The sequence below is a fragment of the Streptomyces sp. NPDC017056 genome, from assembly GCF_044332485.1.
GTDB lineage: Bacteria > Actinomycetota > Actinomycetes > Streptomycetales > Streptomycetaceae > Streptomyces.
Window position 1 is genome coordinate 331,548 of sequence record NZ_JBIRPD010000004.1, and the last position, 21,491, is coordinate 353,038.

At 72.1% G+C, this 21,491-nt stretch carries 15 protein-coding genes and 1 pseudogene; 12 read left to right on the forward strand and 4 right to left on the reverse strand.

Annotated features, from left to right (window positions below):
- Window positions 1-36: 36 nt before the first annotated feature.
- Window positions 37-2,565, reverse strand: coding sequence for a SpoIIE family protein phosphatase (locus ACH4OW_RS09970; protein ID WP_398026430.1), 2,529 nt, complete (start codon window positions 2,563-2,565; stop codon window positions 37-39).
- Between the two features lie 358 nt (window positions 2,566-2,923).
- On the opposite strand from ACH4OW_RS09970, the gene ACH4OW_RS09975 reads away from it, so the two are divergent.
- Window positions 2,924-3,859 (forward strand): AraC family transcriptional regulator, encoded by a 936-nt coding sequence (locus ACH4OW_RS09975; protein WP_360124228.1) that lies wholly within the window; start codon window positions 2,924-2,926, stop codon window positions 3,857-3,859.
- 104 nt (window positions 3,860-3,963) lie between these two features.
- Window positions 3,964-4,827 (forward strand): carbohydrate-binding protein, encoded by an 864-nt coding sequence (locus tag ACH4OW_RS09980; protein ID WP_360123920.1) that lies wholly within the window; start codon window positions 3,964-3,966, stop codon window positions 4,825-4,827.
- Between the two features lie 73 nt (window positions 4,828-4,900).
- On the opposite strand, the gene ACH4OW_RS09985 is transcribed toward ACH4OW_RS09980, so the two are convergent.
- Window positions 4,901-7,369, reverse strand: a complete 2,469-nt coding sequence (locus ACH4OW_RS09985) for an MFS transporter (protein ID WP_398026433.1) — start codon at window positions 7,367-7,369, stop codon at window positions 4,901-4,903.
- A gap of 267 nt (window positions 7,370-7,636) precedes the next feature.
- On the reverse strand, window positions 7,637-8,080 hold the full coding sequence (locus ACH4OW_RS09990) for an SRPBCC family protein (protein ID WP_360123926.1): 444 nt from the start codon (window positions 8,078-8,080) through the stop codon (window positions 7,637-7,639).
- A gap of 219 nt (window positions 8,081-8,299) precedes the next feature.
- On the opposite strand from ACH4OW_RS09990, the gene ACH4OW_RS09995 reads away from it, so the two are divergent.
- A complete protein-coding gene (locus tag ACH4OW_RS09995; RefSeq protein ID WP_398026435.1) occupies window positions 8,300-9,316 on the forward strand; it encodes an Rv2578c family radical SAM protein in 1,017 nt (338 codons plus the stop codon).
- A gap of 15 nt (window positions 9,317-9,331) precedes the next feature.
- On the opposite strand, the gene ACH4OW_RS10000 is transcribed toward ACH4OW_RS09995, so the two are convergent.
- Window positions 9,332-9,958, reverse strand: a complete 627-nt coding sequence (locus tag ACH4OW_RS10000; protein ID WP_398026437.1) for a HEAT repeat domain-containing protein — start codon at window positions 9,956-9,958, stop codon at window positions 9,332-9,334.
- 359 nt (window positions 9,959-10,317) lie between these two features.
- Between ACH4OW_RS10000 and ACH4OW_RS10005 the strand changes: the two genes are divergently transcribed.
- The 9 genes and pseudogenes from ACH4OW_RS10005 (at window position 10,318) to pssA (ending at window position 21,297) form a co-directional block, all read left to right on the forward strand.
- Entirely contained in the window at window positions 10,318-12,189 is a 1,872-nt protein-coding gene (locus ACH4OW_RS10005) for a 3-hydroxybutyryl-CoA dehydrogenase (RefSeq protein WP_360123935.1), read from the forward strand.
- Window positions 12,190-12,328: 139 nt separating this feature from the next.
- On the forward strand, window positions 12,329-13,141 hold the full coding sequence (locus tag ACH4OW_RS10010; protein ID WP_398026440.1) for a TetR family transcriptional regulator: 813 nt from the start codon (window positions 12,329-12,331) through the stop codon (window positions 13,139-13,141).
- 417 nt (window positions 13,142-13,558) lie between these two features.
- Complete coding sequence (gene ccrA / locus ACH4OW_RS10015; protein WP_360123941.1) at window positions 13,559-14,896, forward strand: crotonyl-CoA carboxylase/reductase; 1,338 nt, start codon at window positions 13,559-13,561, stop codon at window positions 14,894-14,896.
- A gap of 16 nt (window positions 14,897-14,912) precedes the next feature.
- Window positions 14,913-16,943 (forward strand): annotated as a pseudogene (locus tag ACH4OW_RS10020) (protein meaA); the annotation flags it as partial.
- The gene (locus ACH4OW_RS10025; protein WP_360123943.1) at window positions 16,940-17,902 is read left to right on the forward strand and encodes a CoA ester lyase; all 963 of its coding nucleotides are present in this window, start codon (window positions 16,940-16,942) and stop codon (window positions 17,900-17,902) included. The pseudogene ACH4OW_RS10020 and the gene ACH4OW_RS10025, both read left to right, overlap by 4 nt.
- A 5-nt stretch (window positions 17,903-17,907) precedes the next feature.
- Complete coding sequence (locus ACH4OW_RS10030) at window positions 17,908-18,429, forward strand: MaoC family dehydratase (protein ID WP_360124231.1); 522 nt, start codon at window positions 17,908-17,910, stop codon at window positions 18,427-18,429.
- Window position 18,430: 1 nt separating this feature from the next.
- Entirely contained in the window at window positions 18,431-19,639 is a 1,209-nt protein-coding gene (locus ACH4OW_RS10035; protein WP_360123946.1) for an acyl-CoA dehydrogenase family protein, read from the forward strand.
- Between the two features lie 169 nt (window positions 19,640-19,808).
- Complete coding sequence (locus tag ACH4OW_RS10040) at window positions 19,809-20,456, forward strand: phosphatidylserine decarboxylase (protein ID WP_360123949.1); 648 nt, start codon at window positions 19,809-19,811, stop codon at window positions 20,454-20,456.
- Complete coding sequence (gene pssA / locus ACH4OW_RS10045; RefSeq protein WP_398026443.1) at window positions 20,443-21,297, forward strand: CDP-diacylglycerol--serine O-phosphatidyltransferase; 855 nt, start codon at window positions 20,443-20,445, stop codon at window positions 21,295-21,297. Before ACH4OW_RS10040 ends, pssA begins: the two co-directional genes overlap by 14 nt.
- Window positions 21,298-21,491 lie beyond the last annotated feature (194 nt).

The window sequence follows — 21,491 nt, forward strand, 5'->3', positions numbered from 1 at the left end:
CGCATCCGGCCACCCGCAAGCCCGGCGGCCGTTCCTTCACGCGGTGTTCGAGCCCCGCGTACGCCCGTTGCGCGACCAGTCGCTTCCCGTACGCGGCAGGTTCTGCTCGAACCAGACCGTTTTGCCGGTCGCCGTCCGGCTCGTGCCCCACTCCCGCGCGAGCCTGCTGACCACCCGCAGCCCCCGCCCGAACTCGTCGTCGTCCTTCGCGCTCAGCATCTGCGGCAGCGCGTGGTCGTCGTCCGAGACCTCGCACAGCAGCGCTTCCGTCCGCACCAGCCGCAGCAGCACGTGCTGAGTGTGCGCGTGCCGTACCGCGTTGGTGACGACCTCGCTGACGAGCAGCTCGGCGGTCTCCGAGGCCGCCGCGAGCCCCCAGCGCGCGAGCTGGCCGCGGACCAGCCGGCGGGCGCGGGCGGCCTCCCGCGCCTCGATCGCCAGCCGCCACTCGGCGACGTCCTCGTGCGCGATCCCGTTGAGCCGCGCCATCAGCAGCGCCACGTCGTCCTTGCGCCCGCCGCGCACATTCAGCGCGCGGATGATGGCGTCGCAGGCGTCGTCCATGGACGCGGCCGGGTGGGCGGCGGACTCCGCGAGCGCCGCCAGGCCCACTCCTATGTCCTCGCCCCGCACCTCCACCAGGCCGTCCGTGCACAGCACCAGCCGGTCGCCCGCCGCCACCGGGACCGTGACCGCCTCGAAGGGCACCCCGCCGACGCCGACGGGCGCCCCGGTCGGCAGCTCCAGCAGCTCGCTGCGGCCGTCCACGGCCCGTACCAGGACCGGCGGGATGTGCCCGGCGTTGGCGATGGTCAGCTGCTGCCCGATCGGGTCGTAGACCGCGTACAGGCAGGTCGCGAGGTAGTTGTCGCCCAGCCGCTGCGCGAGGTCGTCCAGGCTGCGCAGCAGCTGCGCTGGGTGCATGTCGATGGCGGCCATGGTCTGCACGGCCGTGCGCAGCTGGCCCATCATCGCGGCCGAGTTCAGGCCGTGCCCCATTACGTCGCCGACGACGAGGGCGGTGCGCGAGCCGGGCAGCTTGATCGTGTCGAACCAGTCGCCGCCGACCCGGCCGAGGCGGGTGCCGGGCAGGTAGCGGGTGGCCGTGTCACAGCCCGCCATCCGCGGTTCGATGTGCGGGAGCATGCTGTCCTGGAGCGTCTCGGCGACGTTCTCCTGGTAGGTGTACATGCGGGCGTTGTCCAGGACGAGGCCGGCGCGGGCGGCCAGTTCGGCGCCGGTGACCCGGTCCATGTCGTTGAACTCCATGCGCTCCGGGTGGCGCAGCAGGATCATGAAGCCCAGCACGACGTTGCGCGCCTTGAGCGGCACCACCAGCAGCGACCGGCGGTTGATCAGCGGGCTGATGTCCCGCTTCTCGAACTGCGCCGCGATCGCGTTGCCCAGCTCCTCGCTGATGCGCGGGATCAGCACCGGCTCGCCGGTGGTCATGCACTGGAAGAACGGCGTGTGCACGGGGAAGGGCATCGACTCGCCGACCGGCACCACGTCGTCCCACCGGCCCGGCTCGTCGTTGTGCTCGACCGCGACGCGGTGCCACATCGTCGTGGCGTCCGGCGGGCCGTCGGGGAACCCCTCGCCCGCGACGACCTGTTCGCGCAGGTAGGTGCCGGCCACGTCGGTGAAGCGCGGTACGACGGCCTCGCTGACCTCCTGGATGGTGTGCGACAGGTCCAGGGACGAGCCGATCCGGCCGCTGACCTCGTTCAGGAACTCCAGCCGCTCGCGGACGGCGGCGTATTCGAGGTCGGACTCCAGCTCGGCGGCGGCCTCGGCGGCGGTCCGCGCGTCGGCCTCCGTTCCCCCCGCCGCCCGCAGCAGCCGGGCCCGCCGCTCCACCCGGCGCGGCACGCCCCAGTCCGGTGTGACGGGGAAGCGCTCCTGCTGGCTGATCTCCAGCACCGGATAGCCCAGCTCCAGAACCTGGGAGACGATGCGGGCGCTCTCCTGGGGGCTCATGCTCGGCAGGATCTGCGGCAGTTGGGCGGCCAGCACCTCGGAGCCCTCGAAGTCCGTGTGCAGGGCGAAGCCGGGCGCGAACCGCTCGTCCTCCTCGGTGCCGGCGCCTTCCGCTTCGCCGTGGCCGTGCAACTGGGCGGCGTCCGCCGCCAGTACGAGGAGCCGTTCCGCTCCGGGGCCGACCAGCGGGTACGCCCACCACAGGATGTCGACCGTGCCGCGCTCCACGTCCGCCATCCGGGCGCGGCCCGCGGTGGGGTAGCCGGACCGGCCGCCCAACGACGCTTCCAGGCCGGGGCCGTTGCACCGCTCGCCTTCGGGGTCGCCGCCCCAGCCGGGCCCCGACCACTCGTCCTCGCCCAGCGCGCCCGAGACCGGCATCAGGTCGACGGCGGGCGTCCCCACCGCTTCCTCCCTTGCGGGCCCGAAGAGCCTGCGCGCGCCCGTGCTCCAGTGGGAGACCAGTCCGTCGGCGTCCACCACCACGACGGCGAGCGGTATCCGCCCGGGCACGGTGTCCCGTGGCGCCGGCACCCGAGGTACCGCGCCCACCCTGTCGTCGCCGTGCGACGGGCCACGCTCCATGGGCGGTTGCTCCTTCGTACACCGATCTTGCACCACCGCTACCACGGTACGACCGCGGGGTGACAGTGCGGGCGGCATTCACCGAATAGGTGGTGCGCCCCGCGTGAACGACCATGGCGCAAGCCGATCGGTCGCCCCGCGCGCCGCGATCGCCCCGCCGGCCGCCGCGTACCGGAACACGCCGCCCCGGATACGGTCTTGCGCACGCCCGTATGGTGAGGGCGTGACCGGACGGATCGAGCAGGTGACCGAACGGACCCGGCGGACCACGACCTCCCGCGGCGGGCGGCGGGCGGGCCCCGCACCGGACGTCTTCGCCCCGCGCGGCGGCAACGACCAGGCCGAAGGCCCCGTGCCGCTGCACCGGCTGGACGTGCCGGCGCCCCACCTCCTGCCCTTCGCCATCGGCTCGTTCGACACCATCGGCCCCCTCTCTCGGGCCGGCTTCCCCCACCGGCACTCCTTCCACGAGATCGTGTACGTGACGGGCGGCGCCGGCACCCACGTCCTCGACCTCGCCCGGTTGCCGCTGCGCCCGCCCCACCTGTGCTTCATCACGCCGGGCCAGGTGCACTACTGGGACCGCGTCTCCGGCCTGCGCGGCTGGGTGATCCTGTTCACCGACGACTTCCTGCTGGCCCACCCCGGCGACCGGGACGCGCTGACGGAGCTGGGCGAACGCCCGTGGATCCACCCCGGCCCCGGCGACGCGGCGCGGCTGACCGGCCTGGTCGGCGAGATGCTGCGGGAGTACCGGGAGCGGGCGCCGTCGTTCGTCTCGGTGCTCCAGGCCCAGCTGCACATCCTCGTCGCCCGCGCGTTACGGCTGTCGGCGCCGGACGGCACGCGCGGCCCGGACGGCACGCCGGAACCGCGCGGTGCGGCCGCCCCGGGCGAGGCGGCCGGCCGGCCCGCCCCGGTGGTGCGGGAGTTCACCCGGCTGCTGGCACAACACGGCTCCGGAGGCCGCACCGTCCGCTCGTACGCCGACGAACTGGGCGTCTCCGTAGGGCACCTGGCCGATCTGGTCAAGCGCAGCACCGGCCGGACTCCGGGCGCCCTGATCCGGCACGCGCAGACCGTGGAGGCCAAGCGGCTGCTGTCCGGTACGCAGCTGACCGTGGCCCAGGTGGCCCGGCGGACGGGCTTCGCCGACCCGGCGTACTTCTGCCGCTTCTTCCGCAGGGAGACGGGGCTGAGCCCCGGCGACTTCCGCCGCACGGCGGGCGGCACCGGAGGAATTCACCATGACCCCCGTGCCGAGTCCATCGAAGCCCCGCCGCGGCCCGAATAGCGTCTGTCGCCGTCAGCCAGCCCCACCGGCGAGGACGGCACCGGCTCCTGCCACCCCGTACCGGGGCCCTCCTCGCCCCCTTCCCCCCGGCTCAGGAGTGCACGATGGAAGACGGACGTACAGACGGCACGGACAGCGCCGAGAGAGACACCGACGGCGGTACGCGCAGAGGGATCACCCGCAAGAACGTGCTCAGGGCGGCCGTCGCGGCGGTGCCGCTGCCGCTGCTGCTCGGCGGGGCCGCCCTGGCCCGCGACACGAAGCCCGCCGAGGGCGGGACGCTCACCCCCACCCCGTACTGCGAGGACACCGACGACCCGACCCCGTCTCAGATCGAGGGCCCGTACTTCAAGCCGAACTCGCCGCTGCGGGACTCGCTGATCGAGGCGGGCACCCAGGGCACCCGGCTCACCGTGAGCGGCTACGTCTTCGGGCTGACCTGCCAGCCGCTGTCCCGCGTCCTGCTGGACTGGTGGCAGGCGGACGCCAACGGCGCCTACGACAACACCGGATTCCGGTTCCGCGGGCACCAGTTCACCGACGCGCGCGGCGCGTTCAAGCTCACCACGATCGTGCCGGGCCTCTACCCGGGCCGCACCCGGCACCTGCACGTGAAGGTCCAGGCACCGAACCAGCCGATCCTCACCACGCAGCTCTACTTCCCCGGCGAGCCGCGCAACAACACCGACCCGATCTTCAACCCCGCGCTGCTGATGAACGTGCGGCAGAACGGGCAGACCAAGGAGGCGACGTTCGACTTCGTCCTCCGGGTGAAGGGCTCGCCCTCCCCCACCCCGACGCCCACGGGCAAGCCCACCCAGCCCGGCGGCAGTTGGGCGGTCGGCACCGAGTACCGGGCGGGTGACCAGGTCACCTACGGAGGCGACTCGTACGCGTGCCTCCAGGCGCACACGGCGCGCGAAGGCTGGGAGCCGCCGTCCGTACCGGCCCTGTGGCGCCGCGCCTGACCCCGGACGTACCCGGTCCGGGACGGCGGGATGCCGTCCTCCGGGGAGCCGGCACCGGCCGGCGGGCGTGCGGTCAGTCCCCGTACCCGAGCTGGAGATCGTGCTCGGTACGGCCGGCGCCCGCGACCTGGAGGACGGCCGCCACCGGCGGGTAGCCCGCCGCGACGACGGTGTACTCGCCGGCCGGCAGCTCCACGAAGCGGAACCGCCCGTCCGGGCCCGTGGTCGTGGTGTCCATGACGTTGTCGTCCGCGTCGAGCAGCGTGACCCGGGCGTTCTCGACGGGGTGCCCGCCGCCGGCCCGCACGGTCCCGCGCAGCACCGTGCCGCCCGACAGCTCGACGTCCTGCCGGGTCTCCCGGTCCGCCTGCACGGCCACCGGCAGCGCGGTGGGCCGGTAGGTGGGGGCGCTGGTGGCGAGGGTGTACGCGCCGACCACCAGTTCCGGCAGGGCGTAGCCGCCCTCGCGCCCGCTGCGGGTGGCGGCGACGACGTCGCCGCGCTCGTCCGTGAGCGTGACCACGGCGTCGCGTACGGGCGTGCCGTGGGCGGTGGTGACGGTGCCGGCCAGCCGTCCGGCGCCGCCGAGCACCACGTCGACGCCGAACGCCCGGTCGCCGACGGTGACGTCGACCGCCTGCGGCTGGTGCCCGCCGGCGGCCGCGACCAGTACGTACGAGCCGGCGCCCGGCGCGCCGAGCGTGTACCGGCCGTCCTCGCCGGTCGTCCCGCGCGCCACCTGGCGGCCACCGGTGTCGATGAGCGTGAGGGTGGCCCGGGACACCGGGCTGCCGTCGTGGTGCCGGACCTCGCCGTACACCTCGACGACGGCGCCGGACCGGCGGCCGGCGTGCGGCGCGCGGTCCGGGCCCCGGCGCTCCGGCGGCCGGATTGCGGCCGCCCCGGAGCGGGCCTGCGGCACGGAGACCGTCTCCCAGGGCGGCGGGGCCGCGGTGGCGGAGAGGTACGGGTCCCAGGGCCCGTCCTTCAAGAAGACGGCGAGCAGCAGGCCCAGGAGGAGGACGGGGAGGAGGAAGAGGAAGACGCGCGGTACGAAGTCCGCGTAGCCGGCGGCCGGGCTGTCGCGCAGCGCGTCGGGCATCGCGCCGACCAGCTTGGGGACCAGCGATTCGGGCGCGGCGGCCCGGTGGGCGGGCGCCGGCGGGCCGCCGAGGTGCCCGGCCAGCCGGTCGGCGAGGAAGGTGCCGAAGAGGGCCGCGCCGACGGTGCCGCCGAGCCGCCGGAGCGTGGTGTGGGTGCCGGCGTCCGCCGTCGCGGTGCCTGCGGCGTCCCCGGTGCGGTCCACGGAGTCGCGTACGGCCAGTACGAGTGCCGGGAGCACGCAGCCGATGCCCAGGCCCAGGGCGGCCGTGCCGAGGCCGTGGGCGGGCCGTCCCGCGTCCTGCGGCACCCGGCACAGCAGCCACATCGCCCCGGCCGCCAGCGCGCAGCCCAGGACCGCGTACCCGCGGTGGTGGCCGGAGCGGCGGACCAGGTGCCCGCAGCCGGTCGCGCCGAGCGCGAGGCCGCCCGCCAGCGGCAGCATCAGCAGCCCGGACCTGGTGGGCGAAGCCCCGTCGGCCACCGGCAGGAAGGTCGGCAGGTACGCGGCGGCGCCGAAGAGCGCGACGCCCAGGGCCGCGCCGACCAGCCCGGGAACGGCGAACACCGTGTCGCGGAAGCGGCGGAGCGGCAGCAGGGGGTCGGCGGCGAAGTACTCGACGGCGACGAACGCCAGGCCGGTGCCGAGCACGCCCAGCGCGAGCCCGAGCACGGTCCGCGAGGTCCAGGCGTACTCCGTACCGCCCCAGCCGGCCAGCAGGGCGAGGCCGGTGGCGGACGCGGCGAGCAGCAGCGCGCCGCCCGCGTCCGTCCCGGGGCGCACCGCCGGCCTGGGCCGCGTCGGCACGAAGGCGGCCGCGACCAGCGCGAGGACGCCGAACGGCACACCGGCGAAGAAGCACCAGCGCCAGGAGGCGTGGTCGGTGAGGTAGCCGCCGAGCAGCGGGCCGGCCGCGCAGGCCAGTGCGCAGGCGGTGCCCAGCAGCGCCAGGGAGCGGCCGCGTACGCGCGGCGGCACCAGGCTCGTGACGGCCGCGTGGACGCCGATCACCAGTCCGCCCGCTCCGGCGCCCTGGAGGGCGCGGAAGGCGGTCAGTCCGGCCGTCGAGTGCGACCGGCCCGCCAGCACCGAGCCCGCGGTGAACAGCAGCGCCGCGACGACGAGCGCGGCCCTGCGGCCGAAGACGTCGCCCAGCTTGCCGTGCAGGGGCAGTCCGGCCGCCGCGGCGAACAGGTAGGCGGTCACCACCCAGGTCACCGGGGCCGGGCCCGGCAGGTCGCCGTCGATGCGCGGGAGCGCGGTGACGGCGATCGTCTGGCCGAGGGCCGCGGCGAGCGCGGCGGACAGCAGGCCGAGCAGGAGCGTCCGCGTCCCGCGTGTCCGGAGAAGCCGGCCGTCGTCGTCCGCGTCCCCCCAGGCCGGCCGTGCGCCCGGTACCGCCGCCCACCGCCCCTGTTCGGTCAGGGTGGTCCCGCCCACGTACTGCTCCCCTCGTCACGCCTGCGCCGCCGCCCATTTCTCGCACCGGGCGACAAGGCGTTCAAGCGCGGCCAAACGCGGCGCGCGGGGCGGGAACGGGCCCAACTGCGGCGCCAGGGGCGGCCGTCGGGCGCCCATCAGGGGTTTCCCGGAAGAGGCGGGACGTTCCGGCACGGCCGACGCGGCGACGGAAACCACCCGAACCGGTGAGCTTGCCGCAGCCGTTGATGGCCGCGGCAAGCCCGTGCGGCAGGCGGGGACGCCGCGCTACTTCTCCGTCTCCTTGGCGAGGTTGGCGAGCAGCGCGTCGTAGATGCGGCCCAGGCCCTTGGGCGCGAACGTCCGCTCGAAGAAGCCGCCGATGCCGCCCGCGCCCTGCCAGGTCGAGGTGACGACGACGTTGGCGCGGCCCTCGCCCGCCGGGGTGACCACCCAGGTCGTCACCATGGAGGAGTTGCGGTCCTTCTCCACCAGCTGCCCGTCGGTCGGCTCGTCGACCTCCAGCAGGCAGTCGCGCACCCGCTTGCTCGTGGCCTGGAGCTTCCAGTGGACGAGGGTGCCCTTGCCGTCGCCGCCCTCGCGCACCTCGTACTCGCTGAAGTGCTCGGGCAGCAGCTTCCGGCGCGTACCGCTGTAGTCGGCGAGCGCGTCGAACACGTCCTCCGGGTCCGCCGCGATCTCGCGCTGCGTGGTGGCCTCGACCTGGCCCATGTGTCTCTTCCTCCGGTGCTCGTCTGCTGTTCCCGCGGCCCCGCGGGGCGTGTCGGCCCCGCGCCGTGCCGCAGGAGCACCACCTTAGGCGCGGCCGGGCCCGCGCATGCCCGTGCGTCCGGGCACCCCGTACAGCATGGGAACAGTTGTTCTATTATTGCCGGGGACGGACCGCACGAACACACAGCCGGGGGGCCGAGGGACTCAGGAGGAAGCGCGATGCGCTGGAAGAATCTGGGCGAGCAGTCCGCCGCGCTCTTCGGCACGGAGGTCGTCAGCCGCACGGTCGACACCCCGGAATTCCGGGGCATCACCTTCCACGAGGTACGCGCCCGGTCGATCGTCAACCGGGTCCCCGGCGCCTCCCGGATGCCGTTCGAACGCACGGTGAACCCCTACCGCGGGTGCAGTCACGCCTGCGTCTACTGCTTCGCCCGCAAGACCCACAGCTACCTCGACCTCGACACGGGCCTGGGCTTCGACTCGCAGATCGTGGTGAAGGTCAACGCGCCCGAGCTGCTGCGGCGCGAGCTGGCGGCGCCGCGCTGGCGCGGCGAGCACATAGCGATGGGCACCAACGTCGACTGCTACCAGCGGGCCGAGGGACGGTACCGGCTGATGCCGGGCATCATCACCGCGCTGCGCGACCACGCCAACCCCTTCTCCATCCTCACCAAGGGCACCCTGATCCTGCGCGACCTCGACCTGCTGCGGCAGGCCGCCGAGGTCACGGACGTCGGCGTCTGCGTCTCGGTCGGCTTCGTCGACCGCGAGCTGTGGCGCACCGTGGAGCCCGGCACGCCCGCGCCGGAACGCCGGCTGGACGTCGTCCGCACCCTGGCCCGCCACGGCATCCCGGCCGGTGTGCTGATGGCCCCGGTGGTCCCCTTCCTCGGCGACTCGCCAAAACAGCTGCGCGCGACGGTACGGGCCGTCGCGGCGGCCGGCGCGACCTCCGTGACGCCGCTCGTCCTGCACCTGCGGCCCGGCGCCCGCGAGTGGTTCATGGCGTGGCTGGCACAGCACCACCCGCATCTGGTGCGGCGGTACGAGCGGATGTACGCGGGCGGCGCGTACGCCCCCAAGTGGTACCAGCGCCGGATCACGCGCCAGGTGCACGAGCTGGCAGCCGAATACGGCATCGGCCCCACGCGCCCCGGCGAGACCCGCCGCATCCCCGACCCCACGGCCACCCCGCCCCGGCAACCCGGCCCCACACAGCTGGCCCTCCTGTGAGAGACGCGGCCCCCCTCACGACTCCGCCCGCTCCTCCGGTTCCTCCTGGACGCCGAGGCGGGCCAGGGAGGCGGCGGCTGCTGCTGCCAGGCGGGGGTGGTCGCGGGCCGCGGTGAGGGCCGGGACCGCGCGCCGGTCGCCCAGCGCGCCCAGGCCCTCCACGCAGGCCAGGGCGACGCGCCAGTACGGGTTGTGCGGGGTGAGGAGGCGTTCCAGGGTCGCTATCAGGGCGGGGACGGATTCGGGGGCGCGGAGTTCGGCCAGGAGGCGGACCGGGTGCAGGGCGTAGGCGGTGCGCAGGGGGTTGGTGGCGAGGGCGGCGGCGGCGCGGGCGGTGCGCGGGTCGCCGAGGCGGCCGAGGGCGTGCGCGGCGGTGGCGCAGCGGACCGGGTCGCGGTAGTTGAGCAGCAGGACGAGCGTCTCGAAGGCGCGGCGGTCGCCGGCGACGCCCAGGACGAACGCCGCGATCTCGCGTGCCCACAGGGGGCGCTCGACGGCGGTGAGCACCCGGGCCAGTTCCTCGCGCCCCGCCGGGGTGTTCTTGCGCGCCAGCCCGAGGAGCCGCTCGTAGGCGACGAGGTCCTGGGGGGAGCGGAGTTCGGCACGCACCCGGTCCGTCAACTCGTGGAATTCGTCTTCCATTTGCCGCTCCCCTCCCGCGGATTTCTCACGGTACGTGCGACGTGGCCCGGGCCACAGCCTAAATCCCCGCGCCACCCCTGGCGCTCCTGGTTACCGGCGAGTTAATCTGCTGGGCACGGGCAGCACCACTGCCCGGGCGGCCTGGTGACGCAGCCGCCACAGCGTGCAGTCGGTTCGGCGTCCAGCACGACGCTCACGGCGCGGCCCCGGGACAGGGCCCGCCGGCCCAACACCCGCCCCGCGCATGCCCCCTCGCGCATGTGCCCGGCCCTCCTCAGTCGTCACTTCCCGCCTGCGCACCCGGGCCCCCGCTCCACGGGGACCCCGTCCGCACGGGATCCACTCTCTGGAGTCTCGCGATGGACCGTAAGTCCACCCCTGACCTCTCAACCGATGTCTCCACCGTCCCCAAGGTCTCCACTTCCTCCACCGGGTCTTCGCCCGCCAGGGCGCCCCAGGCCCTTGCCACCGTGGCCGTCGTCGGTCTCGGCACGATGGGCACCGGCATCGCCGAGGTGCTCACCCGCGCCGGCCGCGAGGTGATCGGCATCGACATCGACGACGCCGCGGCGCGCCGGGCCGTCGCCGCGCTGGAGGCGTCCACCGCGCGGGCGGTGCGCCGGGAGCGCGTCACCGAGCGGGAACGCCAGGACGTGCTGGCCCGGTTCCGTACCTTCCGCGACCTCCAGGCCGCCGCCGAGGCGGATCTCGTCATCGAGGTGGTGCCGGAGGAGTACGAGCTCAAGCGGCAGGTCCTCGCCGCGCTGGACGACGTCGTGCGGCCCGACACGATCCTCGCCACCGGCACCAACGCGCTGTCGGTGACCCGGCTGGCCGCCGACTCCCGGCACCCCGAACGCGTGCTGGGGCTGCACTTCTTCAACCCGGCGCCGGCCATGAAGCTGGTCGAGGTGGTCTCCTCGGTGCTCACCGCGCCGGCCGCCGTCGCGGCGGTCACCGAGCTCGCCCGCGAGCTGGGCAAGGACCCGATCGCGGTCGGCGACCGGCCCGGGTTCGTCGCCGACGGGCTGCTGTTCGGCTACCTGAACCAGGCCGCCGCGATGTACGAGTCGAAGTACGCGACGCGCGAGGACATCGACGCCGCGATGAAGCTGGGCTGCGGCCTGCCCATGGGGCCGCTCGCACTGCTCGACCTGATCGGCGTGGACACCGCCCGTACGGTCCTGGAGGCGATGTACGCCGCCTCCCGCGACCGGCTGCACGCGCCGGCGCCGGTCCTGGGCCAGCTCGCCGAGGCGGGGCTGACCGGCCGCAAGGCGGGCCGCGGCTTCTACACGTACGAGGCGCCGGGGAGCGCCGTGGTCGTGCCGGACGCCCAGACGCCCTCCGAGGCGCACGAGACGGCCTCCGGGCGCACGGTGCGCAGCGTCGGGGTGGCCGGCTCGGGGACGATGGCGAGCGGCATCGCCGAGGTGTTCGCCAAGGCCGGTTTCCAGGTGGTGCTGGCCGCCCGCGGCCTGGAGAAGGCCGAGGCCGCCAAGGCCCGGGTCGCCAAGTCCCTCGACCGTTCGGTCGCCAAGGGCCGGCTGACGGCCGGGGCGCGGGCGGACGCGCTCGCCGCGATCACGCCCGCGGGTTCGCTGGACGCCTTCGCCGACGTGGACCTGGCGGTCGAGGCGGTCGCCGAGGACCTCCAGGTCAAGCAGCAGTTGTTCGCCACCCTGGACAAGGTGTGCAAGCCGGGCGCCGTCCTGGCCACGACGACCTCCTCGCTGCCCGTGGTGGCCTGCGCGCGGGCCACCACGCGTCCGCAGGACGTGATCGGCATGCACTTCTTCAACCCGGCGCCGGCCATGAAGCTGGTCGAGGTCGTGCGTACGGTCCTGACGGCCGACGAGGTGCACGCGACCGTGCGCGCGGTGTGCGCCCGGGTCCGCAAGCACCCGGTGGACTGCGGCGACCGGGCCGGGTTCATCGTCAACGCGCTCCTGTTCCCGTACCTGAACAACGCGGTCAAGATGGTCCAGGAGCACTACGCGTCCCTGGACGACATCGACGCGGCGATGAAGCTGGGCGGCGGCTACCCGATGGGCCCGTTCGAACTGCTCGACGTGGTGGGCCTGGACGTGTCGCTGGCCATCGAGAAGGTGCTGCACGCCGAGTTCCGCGACCCGGGGCTGGCGCCGGCGCCGCTGCTGGAACACCTCGTCGCCGCGGGCTGCCTGGGCCGCAAGACCGGCCGCGGCTTCCGTGAGTACGCCCGGCGCTGACGCGTGGCGGAAGGACCGGCCGCCGGCCGGTGGCGGATGGGGCGGGCTGCTGGATCCCTCCGGCGGCCCGCACCCGCGTCCGCAGGACCGTGCGTCGGCCGATGCCGCAGGCCGCGGGAATATGCAGTACCGTCCCCACATGTCCCAGCCCGCCCGTACGCAGCCGTCCGACGGATCCGAAGCCACCACCCCCGGCACCCGCCGGGCCGCCGCCCAACGACTGAAGATGCGCCGCGAACTGGCGGCCGCAGCGATGGAACTGTTCGCTGCCAAGGGCTACGAGGCGACGACGGTCGACGAGATCGCGGCCGCGGCCGGTGTCGCCCGCCGCACGTTCTTCCGCCACTTCCGCTCCAAGGAAGAGGCGATCTTCCCCGACCACGACGACACACTCGTACGGGCCGAGTCCGTCCTGGACGCGGCGCCCCCGCACGAGCATCCGCTCGACACGGTCTGCCGCGGCATCAAGGAAGTCATGCGCATGTACGCGGCCTCCCCCGCCGTCTCCGTGGCGCGCTACCGGCTGACCCGCGAGGTGCCCACCCTCCGGGAGGCCGAGATCGCCTCGGTGGCCCGCTACGAACGCCTCTTCACGCGCTACCTCCTCGGCCACTTCGACGAGGGCGCCCACCACGAGGGCGACGACGACCCGCTGCTGGCGGAGGTCGCCGCCTCGGCGGTGGTCACCGCGCACAACCACGTCCTGCGGCGCTGGCTGCGGGCGGGCGCCGAGGGCGACGTGGAGGCGCAGCTCGACCACGCCTTCGCCATCGTCCGCGCGACCTTCGGCACGGGCATCGGCGCGGGCCGCGGCCTGGCCGGGACGAGCCGCCAGGAGCCCCCGGCGCGGGCGGCGAAGCAGGGCGAGGTCCTGGTGACGGTGGCCCGTACGGACGCGCCGCTCGACGAGGTCATGCGCACGATCGAGAAGGCGCTCAAGCAGCGTTCCTGAGATGTCCACGCCCTGGCGCCGGGGTGGCGTGCGTGACGCCCGGTGCCAGGGCGACGCATTTCTTTTCGCCCCTTATGGGGCGACATTTCACCATTTCAGCCAGACGTCGGGCCGCTCATGCGTGCCCCCCAGATGACATCTGAGAGAAATTGTTGGCACTCAGTGTCTTGTCGACTGGCACGCGGTGTCATACGTTGATGTTGTCCGGGCGGCCGGCGCGCAGCGAACCACCGTGCGCCGGCTGTCCCGGCAAGCCACTCGCGCCTGCCCGCCCGGACGCCTGCGTCACAGGCACCCTCACCGCGCTCACCCGCGCTGCCGGAACACCCCTCAGCCGAACCGACGGCATCGCCTCTGCACCACCCCCGACGTTCCCTCAAGCCGTTTTCCCTCGACTGGCTTCGCCGGAGGCACACCGTGAACCAGATACTTGACGCGATCCTCGCGCCAGAGAGCACCCGCGAAGACTTCGCCGCTCTGCCCCTGCCCGACTCCTACCGCGCGGTGACCGTGCACAAGGACGAGGCCGACATGTTCGACGGCCTCACCACCAAGGAGAAGGACCCCCGAAAGTCGCTGCACGTCGAGGAGGTGCCGGTGCCCGAACTGGGCCCCGGCGAGGCCCTGGTGGCCGTCATGGCCTCCTCGGTCAACTACAACAGCGTCTGGACCTCGATCTTCGAGCCGATGTCCACCTTCGGCTTCCTGGAGCGCTACGGCAAGCTGTCGCCGCTGACCAAGCGCCACGACCTGCCGTACCACGTCATCGGCTCCGACCTGGCCGGCGTCGTGCTGCGCACCGGCCCCGGCGTGAACTCCTGGAAGCCCGGCGACGAGGTCGTCGCGCACTGCCTGTCCGTCGAGCTGGAGTCCGCCGACGGGCACAACGACACGATGCTCGACCCCGAGCAGCGCATCTGGGGCTTCGAGACCAACTTCGGCGGCCTCGCCGAGGTCGCGCTCGTCAAGTCCAACCAGCTGATGCCCAAGCCGGACCACCTCAGCTGGGAGGAGGCGGCCGCCCCCGGGCTGGTCAACTCCACCGCGTACCGCCAGCTCGTCTCGCGCAACGGCGCCGGCATGAAGCAGGGCGACAACGTGCTCATCTGGGGCGCCAGCGGCGGCCTGGGCTCCTACGCCACCCAGTTCGCGCTGGCCGGCGGCGCCAACCCCATCTGCGTCGTCTCCAGCGACCAGAAGGCGGAGATCTGCCGGAAGATGGGCGCCGAGGCGATCATCGACCGCAATGCCGAGGGCTACAAGTTCTGGAAGGACGAGCACCACCAGGACCAGCGCGAGTGGAAGCGCTTCGGCAAGCGCATCCGCGAGCTGACCGGCGGCGAGGACGTGGACATCGTCTTCGAGCACCCGGGCCGCGAGACGTTCGGCGCGAGCGTCTACGTCACGCGCAAGGGCGGCACGATCGTCACCTGCGCCTCCACCTCCGGCTACACCCACGAGTACGACAACCGCTACCTGTGGATGTCGCTCAAGCGCATCGTGGGCTCGCACTTCGCCAACTACCGCGAGGCGTGGGAGGCCAACCGCCTGATCGCCAAGGGCAAGATCCACCCGACGCTGTCCAAGACGTACTCCCTGGAGGAGACCGGACAGGCGGCGTACGACGTGCACCGCAACCTCCACCAGGGCAAGGTCGGCGTGCTGTGCCTGGCGCCCGAAGAGGGCATGGGCGTGCGCGACCAGGAGAAGCGCGCTCAGCACATCGACGCCATCAACCGGTTCCGGAACATCTGATCCGGACGGACGGACCCCGAGAGTACGGACCAACATGACCGAACGTCACAAGGATCGTCCGTGGCTGATGCGGACCTACGCCGGGCACTCGACCGCTGAGGCGTCCAACGCGCTCTACCGGCGCAACCTCGCCAAGGGCCAGACGGGCCTGTCGGTCGCCTTCGACCTGCCGACGCAGACCGGTTACGACCCGGACCACGTCCTCGCCCGCGGCGAGGTCGGCCGGGTCGGGGTCCCCGTCTCGCACCTCGGCGACATGCGCCGGCTGTTCCAGGACATCCCGCTGGAGCAGATGAACACCTCGATGACCATCAACGCGACGGCCATGTGGCTGCTGGCGCTGTACGAGGTCGTCGCCGAGGAGCAGGGCGCCGACATCGCCAAGCTGTCGGGTACGACGCAGAACGACATCGTCAAGGAGTACCTCTCGCGCGGGACGCACGTCTTCCCGCCGGGCCCGAGCCTGCGGCTGACCACCGACATGATCACGTACACGGTGGCGCACATCCCGAAGTGGAACCCGATCAACATCTGCAGTTATCACCTGCAAGAGGCGGGCGCCACGCCGGTGCAGGAGATCGCGTACGCGATGAGCACCGCGATCGCCGTGCTCGACGCCGTACGGGACTCGGGGCAGGTGCCGCCGGAGAAGTTCGGTGACGTGGTGGCGCGGATCTCCTTCTTCGTGAACGCCGGGGTCCGGTTCATCGAGGAGATGTGCAAGATGCGCGCCTTCGGCCGCATCTGGGAGCAGGTCACCCGCGAGCGGTACGGCGTGGAGGACCCCAAGCAGCGCCGCTTCCGCTACGGCGTGCAGGTCAACTCCCTCGGCCTGACCGAGGCGCAGCCGGAGAACAACGTCCAGCGGATCGTCCTGGAGATGCTGGCCGTCACCCTCTCCAAGGACGCCCGCGCCCGCGCCGTCCAACTCCCGGCCTGGAACGAGGCGTTGGGCCTGCCCAGGCCGTGGGACCAGCAGTGGTCGCTGCGCATCCAGCAGGTGCTGGCCCATGAGTCGGACCTGCTGGAGTACGACGACATCTTCGCCGGGTCGCACGTCGTCGAGGCCAAGGTCGCTTCCCTGGTCGAGGAGAGTCTGGCCGAGATGGCCCGGATCGAGGAGATGGGCGGGGCGATGGCCGCCGTCGAGTCCGGCTATCTGAAATCGCAGCTGGTCTCCTCGCACGCCGAGCGCCGGGCCCGCATCGAGGCGGGCGAGGAGAAGATCGTCGGCGTCAACTGCTACGAGTCGACCGAGCCGAACCCGCTCACCGCCGACCTGGACACCGCCATCATGACCGTCGACCCGGACAACGAGGCGGGCGTGGTGCGGGCGCTGCACCAGTGGCGGGACAACCGCGACGAGGCGCGTGCGCAGGAGTCCCTGTCGGCGCTGAAGAAGGCCGCGGCCGGCGACACCAACCTGTTCGCCGCGACCCTCGAATGCGCCCGCGCCGGCGTGACCACCGGCGAGTGGGCCTGGGCCCTGCGGGACGTCTTCGGCGAGTTCCGGGCGCCGACCGGCGTCTCGGGCGCGCCGCTGGCCGTCACGGCGGAGGCGGGCACACCGCTCGCCGCGGTCCGCGAGAAGGTCGAGCGGACCGCGGCGGATCTGGGCACGGGCCGGCTGCGGCTGCTGGTCGGCAAGCCGGGGCTGGACGGCCACAGCAACGGCGCCGAGCAGATCGCCGTACGGGCCAGGGACGCCGGCTTCGAGGTCGTCTACCAGGGCATCCGGCTGACGCCCGAACAGATCGTCACGGCGGCCGTCGCCGAGGACGTGCACTGCGTGGGCCTGTCGATCCTGTCCGGGTCGCACGCCGAGCTGGTGCCGGACGTGCTGCGGCGCCTGCGCGAAAGCGGCGACAACGACATTCCCGTCATCGTCGGCGGCATCATCCCCAACGCCGACGCGGCGGCCCTCCGGGAAGCCGGAGTGGCGGCCGTGTTCACCCCGAAGGACTTCGGTATCACGGAGATCATCGGTCGTATCGTCGACGAGATCCGTACCGCGAACAAGCTCGACCCCCTGGAGGTCCCCGCATGAGTGGCGTCAACCGCCTTCGTCCCCGCCGTTCCTGCCTCGCCGTCCCCGGCAGCAACCCGCGCTTCCTGGAGAAGGCCCAGGGCCTCCCCGCCGACCAGGTCTTCCTGGACCTGGAGGACGCCTGCGCGCCGCTGGCCAAGGAAGGCGCCCGGCACACCATCGTGGACGCGCTGAACAACGGCGACTGGTCCGGCAAGACCCGCGTCGTGCGGGTCAACGACTGGACCACGCACTGGACGTACCGGGACGTCATCACCGTCGTCGAGGGCGCCGGGCAGAACCTGGACTGCATCATGCTGCCCAAGGTGCAGGACGCCCAGCAGATCGTCGCGCTGGACCTGCTGCTCACCCAGATCGAGACGACGATGGGCTTCGAGGCGGGCCGGATCGGCATCGAGGCGCAGATCGAGAACGCCAAGGGCCTGGTGAACGTGGACGCCATCGCCACCGCCTCGCCGCGCCTGGAGACCATCATCTTCGGCCCGGCCGACTTCATGGCCTCCATCAACATGAAGACGCTGGTCGTGGGCGAGCAGCCGCCCGGGTACGGCGCGGACGCGTACCACTACATCCTGATGCGCATCCTGATGGCGGCCCGCGCCAACGACCTCCAGGCGATCGACGGCCCCTACCTCCAGATCAAGAACGTGGACGGCTACCGGGAGGTCGCCGGGCGCGCCGCCGCGCTGGGCTTCGACGGCAAGTGGGTGCTGCACCCCGGCCAGGTCGAGGCGGCCAACGAGGTCTTCTCGCCCTCGCAGGAGGACTACGACCGTGCCGAGCTGATCCTCGACGCGTACGAGTGGCACACCTCCGAGGCGGGCGGCAAGAAGGGCTCCGCGATGCTCGGTGACGAGATGATCGACGAGGCCAGCCGCAAGATGGCGCTCGTCGTCAGCGGAAAGGGCCGCGCCGCCGGCATGACCCGTACCTCGAAGTTCGAAGCCCCGGAGGCGTGAGCGCGATGCAGTTCGGCCGTACCTATGAGGAATTCACCGTCGGGGACGTCTACAAGCACTGGCCGGGAAAGACCGTCACGGAATACGACGACCATCTCTTCTGTCTGCTCACGATGAATCACCATCCGCTGCACATGGACAGCAACTATGCGGAGCAGACCACCGACTTCGGCAAGAACGTCGTCGTCGGCAACTACGTCTACTCGCTGTTGCTGGGCATGTCGGTGCCGGATGTCTCGGGCAAGGCCATCGCGAATCTGGAAATCGAGTCGCTGAGGCACGTGGCGCCCACTTTTCACGGGGACACGCTCTACGGCGAGACGACGGTGCTCGACAAGACGCCGTCGAAGTCCAAGAGCGACCGCGGGATCGTGTACGTGGAGACCAAGGGCTACAAGCAGGACGGCACCCTGGTGTGCGTCTTCCGGCGCAAGGTGATGGTGCCGACCGCCACGTACGTCAAGGAGCGCGGCGGGGAGCAGCCGGGCCGCCCCGAGCTGCGGGAACCGGCCCGTAAGGAGAAGTGACATGAGCGGACGCCTCGCACAGACCGAGGGCCTGACGGACATCCAGCGGGAAATCCTCTCGACGGTCCGCGACTTCGTCGACAAAGAGATCCTGCCGGTCGCGACCGAGCTGGAGCACCGCGACGAGTACCCCACACAGATAGTCGAGGGGCTCAAGGAACTCGGCGTCTTCGGGCTGATGATTCCGGAGGAGTACGGCGGCCTCGGCGAGTCGCTGCTGACGTACGCGCTGACGGTGGAGGAGATCGCCCGCGGCTGGATGAGCGTGTCGGGCATCATCAACACGCACTTCATCGTGGCGTACATGCTCAAGCAGCACGGCACGCAGGAGCAGAAGGAGTACTTCCTGCCGAAGATGGCGGCCGGTGAGATCCGCGGCGCCTTCTCGATGTCGGAGCCGGCGCTCGGCTCGGACGTCTCGGCCATCACCTCCAAGGGGGTGCGGGACGGGGCGGATTATGTACTGACCGGTCAGAAGATGTGGCTGACCAACGGTGGTTCGTCAACTCTCGTCGCGGTGCTGTGCCGTACGGACGAGGGCCACCCGGAGGGCACCGCGCCGCACAAGTCGATGACCACCTTCCTCGTGGAGAAGGAGGCGGGCTTCGGCGAGGTCCGGCCGGGGCTGACCATCCCCGGCAAGATCGACAAAATGGGCTACAAGGGTGTCGACACCACCGAACTGATCATGGACGGGCTGCGCGTCCCCGCCGACCGGGTCCTCGGCGGGCAGACCGGACGTGGCTTCTATCACATGATGGACGGCGTCGAGGTCGGCCGGGTGAACGTGGCCGCACGCGGCTGCGGTGTCGCGCAGCGCGCCTTCGAGCTGGGTGTTTCGTACGCGCAGCAGCGGCACACCTTCGGCAAGCCGATCGCCCAGCACCAGGCGATCCAGTTCAAACTTGCCGAAATGGCGACAAAGGTGGAAGCGGCCCATGCGATGATGGTCAACGCCGCACGCAAAAAGGACTCGGGGCAGCGAAACGACCTTGAGGCCGGCATGGCCAAGTACCTGGCCTCCGAGTACTGCAAGGAGGTGGTGGAGGACGCGTTCCGCATCCACGGCGGCTACGGCTTCTCCAAGGAGTACGAGATCGAGCGCCTCTACCGGGAGGCACCGATGCTCCTCATCGGTGAAGGTACCGCCGAGATCCAGAAAATGATCATTGGCCGACGGCTACTGGAGGAGTACCGAATCCAGGGGTGAACGCCCGATTTGGGGTGTTTTATTCAGGACGAAGATCACACCCCGTCATCGTTGTTCGGCCACGGATTGGCTCTGGCTCTTGGCCAGTTGCCGCTCGCAACCGATACCATCCCCGGAAAGCCGCCGTCCCCCATTGCATATGCGGCATCCTCCGCTACGAAGGTCATCCATGCCCCACAGCCAATCCTCTGCACAACGCGGTCGTGTCCGCCTCGCGCGCGGAGCGTCGCCGTGGCTTCTGCCGACCGTCGCGACGGCAGCGGTCAGCCTGGCCCGTTCCCGTCGCTCGGGACGCTGGGCCGCCGCCGCCGTGCCCGCCACCGCACTGGCGGCGGGCATGCTGTGGTTCTTCCGCGACCCCGAGCGCGAGATCGCTCAGGGCCGCGTCATCTCCCCGGCCGACGGCGTGGTGCAGAGCATCATGCCGTGGAAGGACGGGCGCACCCGCGTCGCGATCTTCATGAGCCCGCTGAACGTCCACGTCAACCGCGCGCCGCTGGCCGGCACGGTGACGTCCGTGGAGCACATCCCCGGCGGCTACGTCCCGGCGTTCAACAAGGAGAGCGAGAACAACGAGCGGGTGGTCTGGCACTTCGACACCGAGCTCGGCGACATCGAGATGGTGCAGATCGCCGGCGCGGTGGCCCGCCGCATCGTCCCCTACGTACCCCAGGGCTCGAAGGTGGAGCAGGGCGAGCGCATCGGCCTGATCCGCTTCGGGTCGCGTGTCGACGTCTACCTCCCGGCGGGTGTCGAGGTCGCGGTCGAGGTCGGCCAGGCCACCACCGCGGGGGTGACTCGCCTTGACCGTGATTGATCCCGACACACAGCCCGGCTGGGTCGCGGAGGTCGACGAGGAGGACGCGGCCGGCGACATGCCGCTGTCGACGCGGTTGTCGATAGCGGACACGCTCACCCTCGGCAACGCGATCTGCGGCTTCATGGCCGTGTACTTCACCACCACCGGCGTCCTGATCCCGCACCTGACGGGCAACGAGGACGGCGGGATGGCGCGGCACAGCGCCGCCATGGCGGTGATCCTGATGCTGCTGGCCTCCATCTTCGACCTGTTCGACGGGCTCGTCGCACGCAAGCTGCGGGCCTCGGCGATGGGGGCCGAGCTCGACAACCTCTCCGACCTGATCAGCTTCGGGCTGGCGCCGGCGTACTTCGTCGTCACCTGGGGCATGGTCGCCCCCGACTCGCACCAGCGGGTCTCGGTGGTCGCGGCGGTGGTGGTGCTGCTGGCGGTGATCCTGCGCCTGGCCCGGTTCTCCTGTGTGACGCTGCGTGACGGCATCTTCCAGGGGATGCCGAGCCCGTTCGGCGCGCTGACCGTCGTCGCGATCGTCCTGCTGGAGCTGCCGTTCGTGCCGACGCTGCTCGCGATCATCGGGGTGGCCTGGCTGATGGTGAGCCGGGTCGAGTACCCCAAGCCGCGGGGACGGCTCGCGGTGGCGATGCTCAGCTGGATCGTGCTGAGCATGGGCATGCTGGCGGCCTGGGCGCTGGACGCCCCCGGCGGCCAGACCCTGCTGCAGACCGGCTGCTCCCTCCAGATCGTCCTGGGCGCGATGATCCCCGTCTTCGCGACGGCCCGCCGGGTCAACGCCTTCCGCGACAACCGCCGTGAGGCGCGCAGCGCGCAGATCCAGTAGCGGATCCTGGTCCTCCGGACCACGAAGACCCCCGCCGAGCGCATCAGCTCGGCGGGGGTCTTCTGTCGTATCCGGGAGTGGGCGGGGCCCGGGGCGCCCCCCCCCGGCCCCCCCGCCCCCGCCCCCCACCCCCGGGGGTGCCCGGGCCGGGGGGGGCCGGCGCGCGCCCGGCGGGGGGCGGCGGCGGGCCGGGG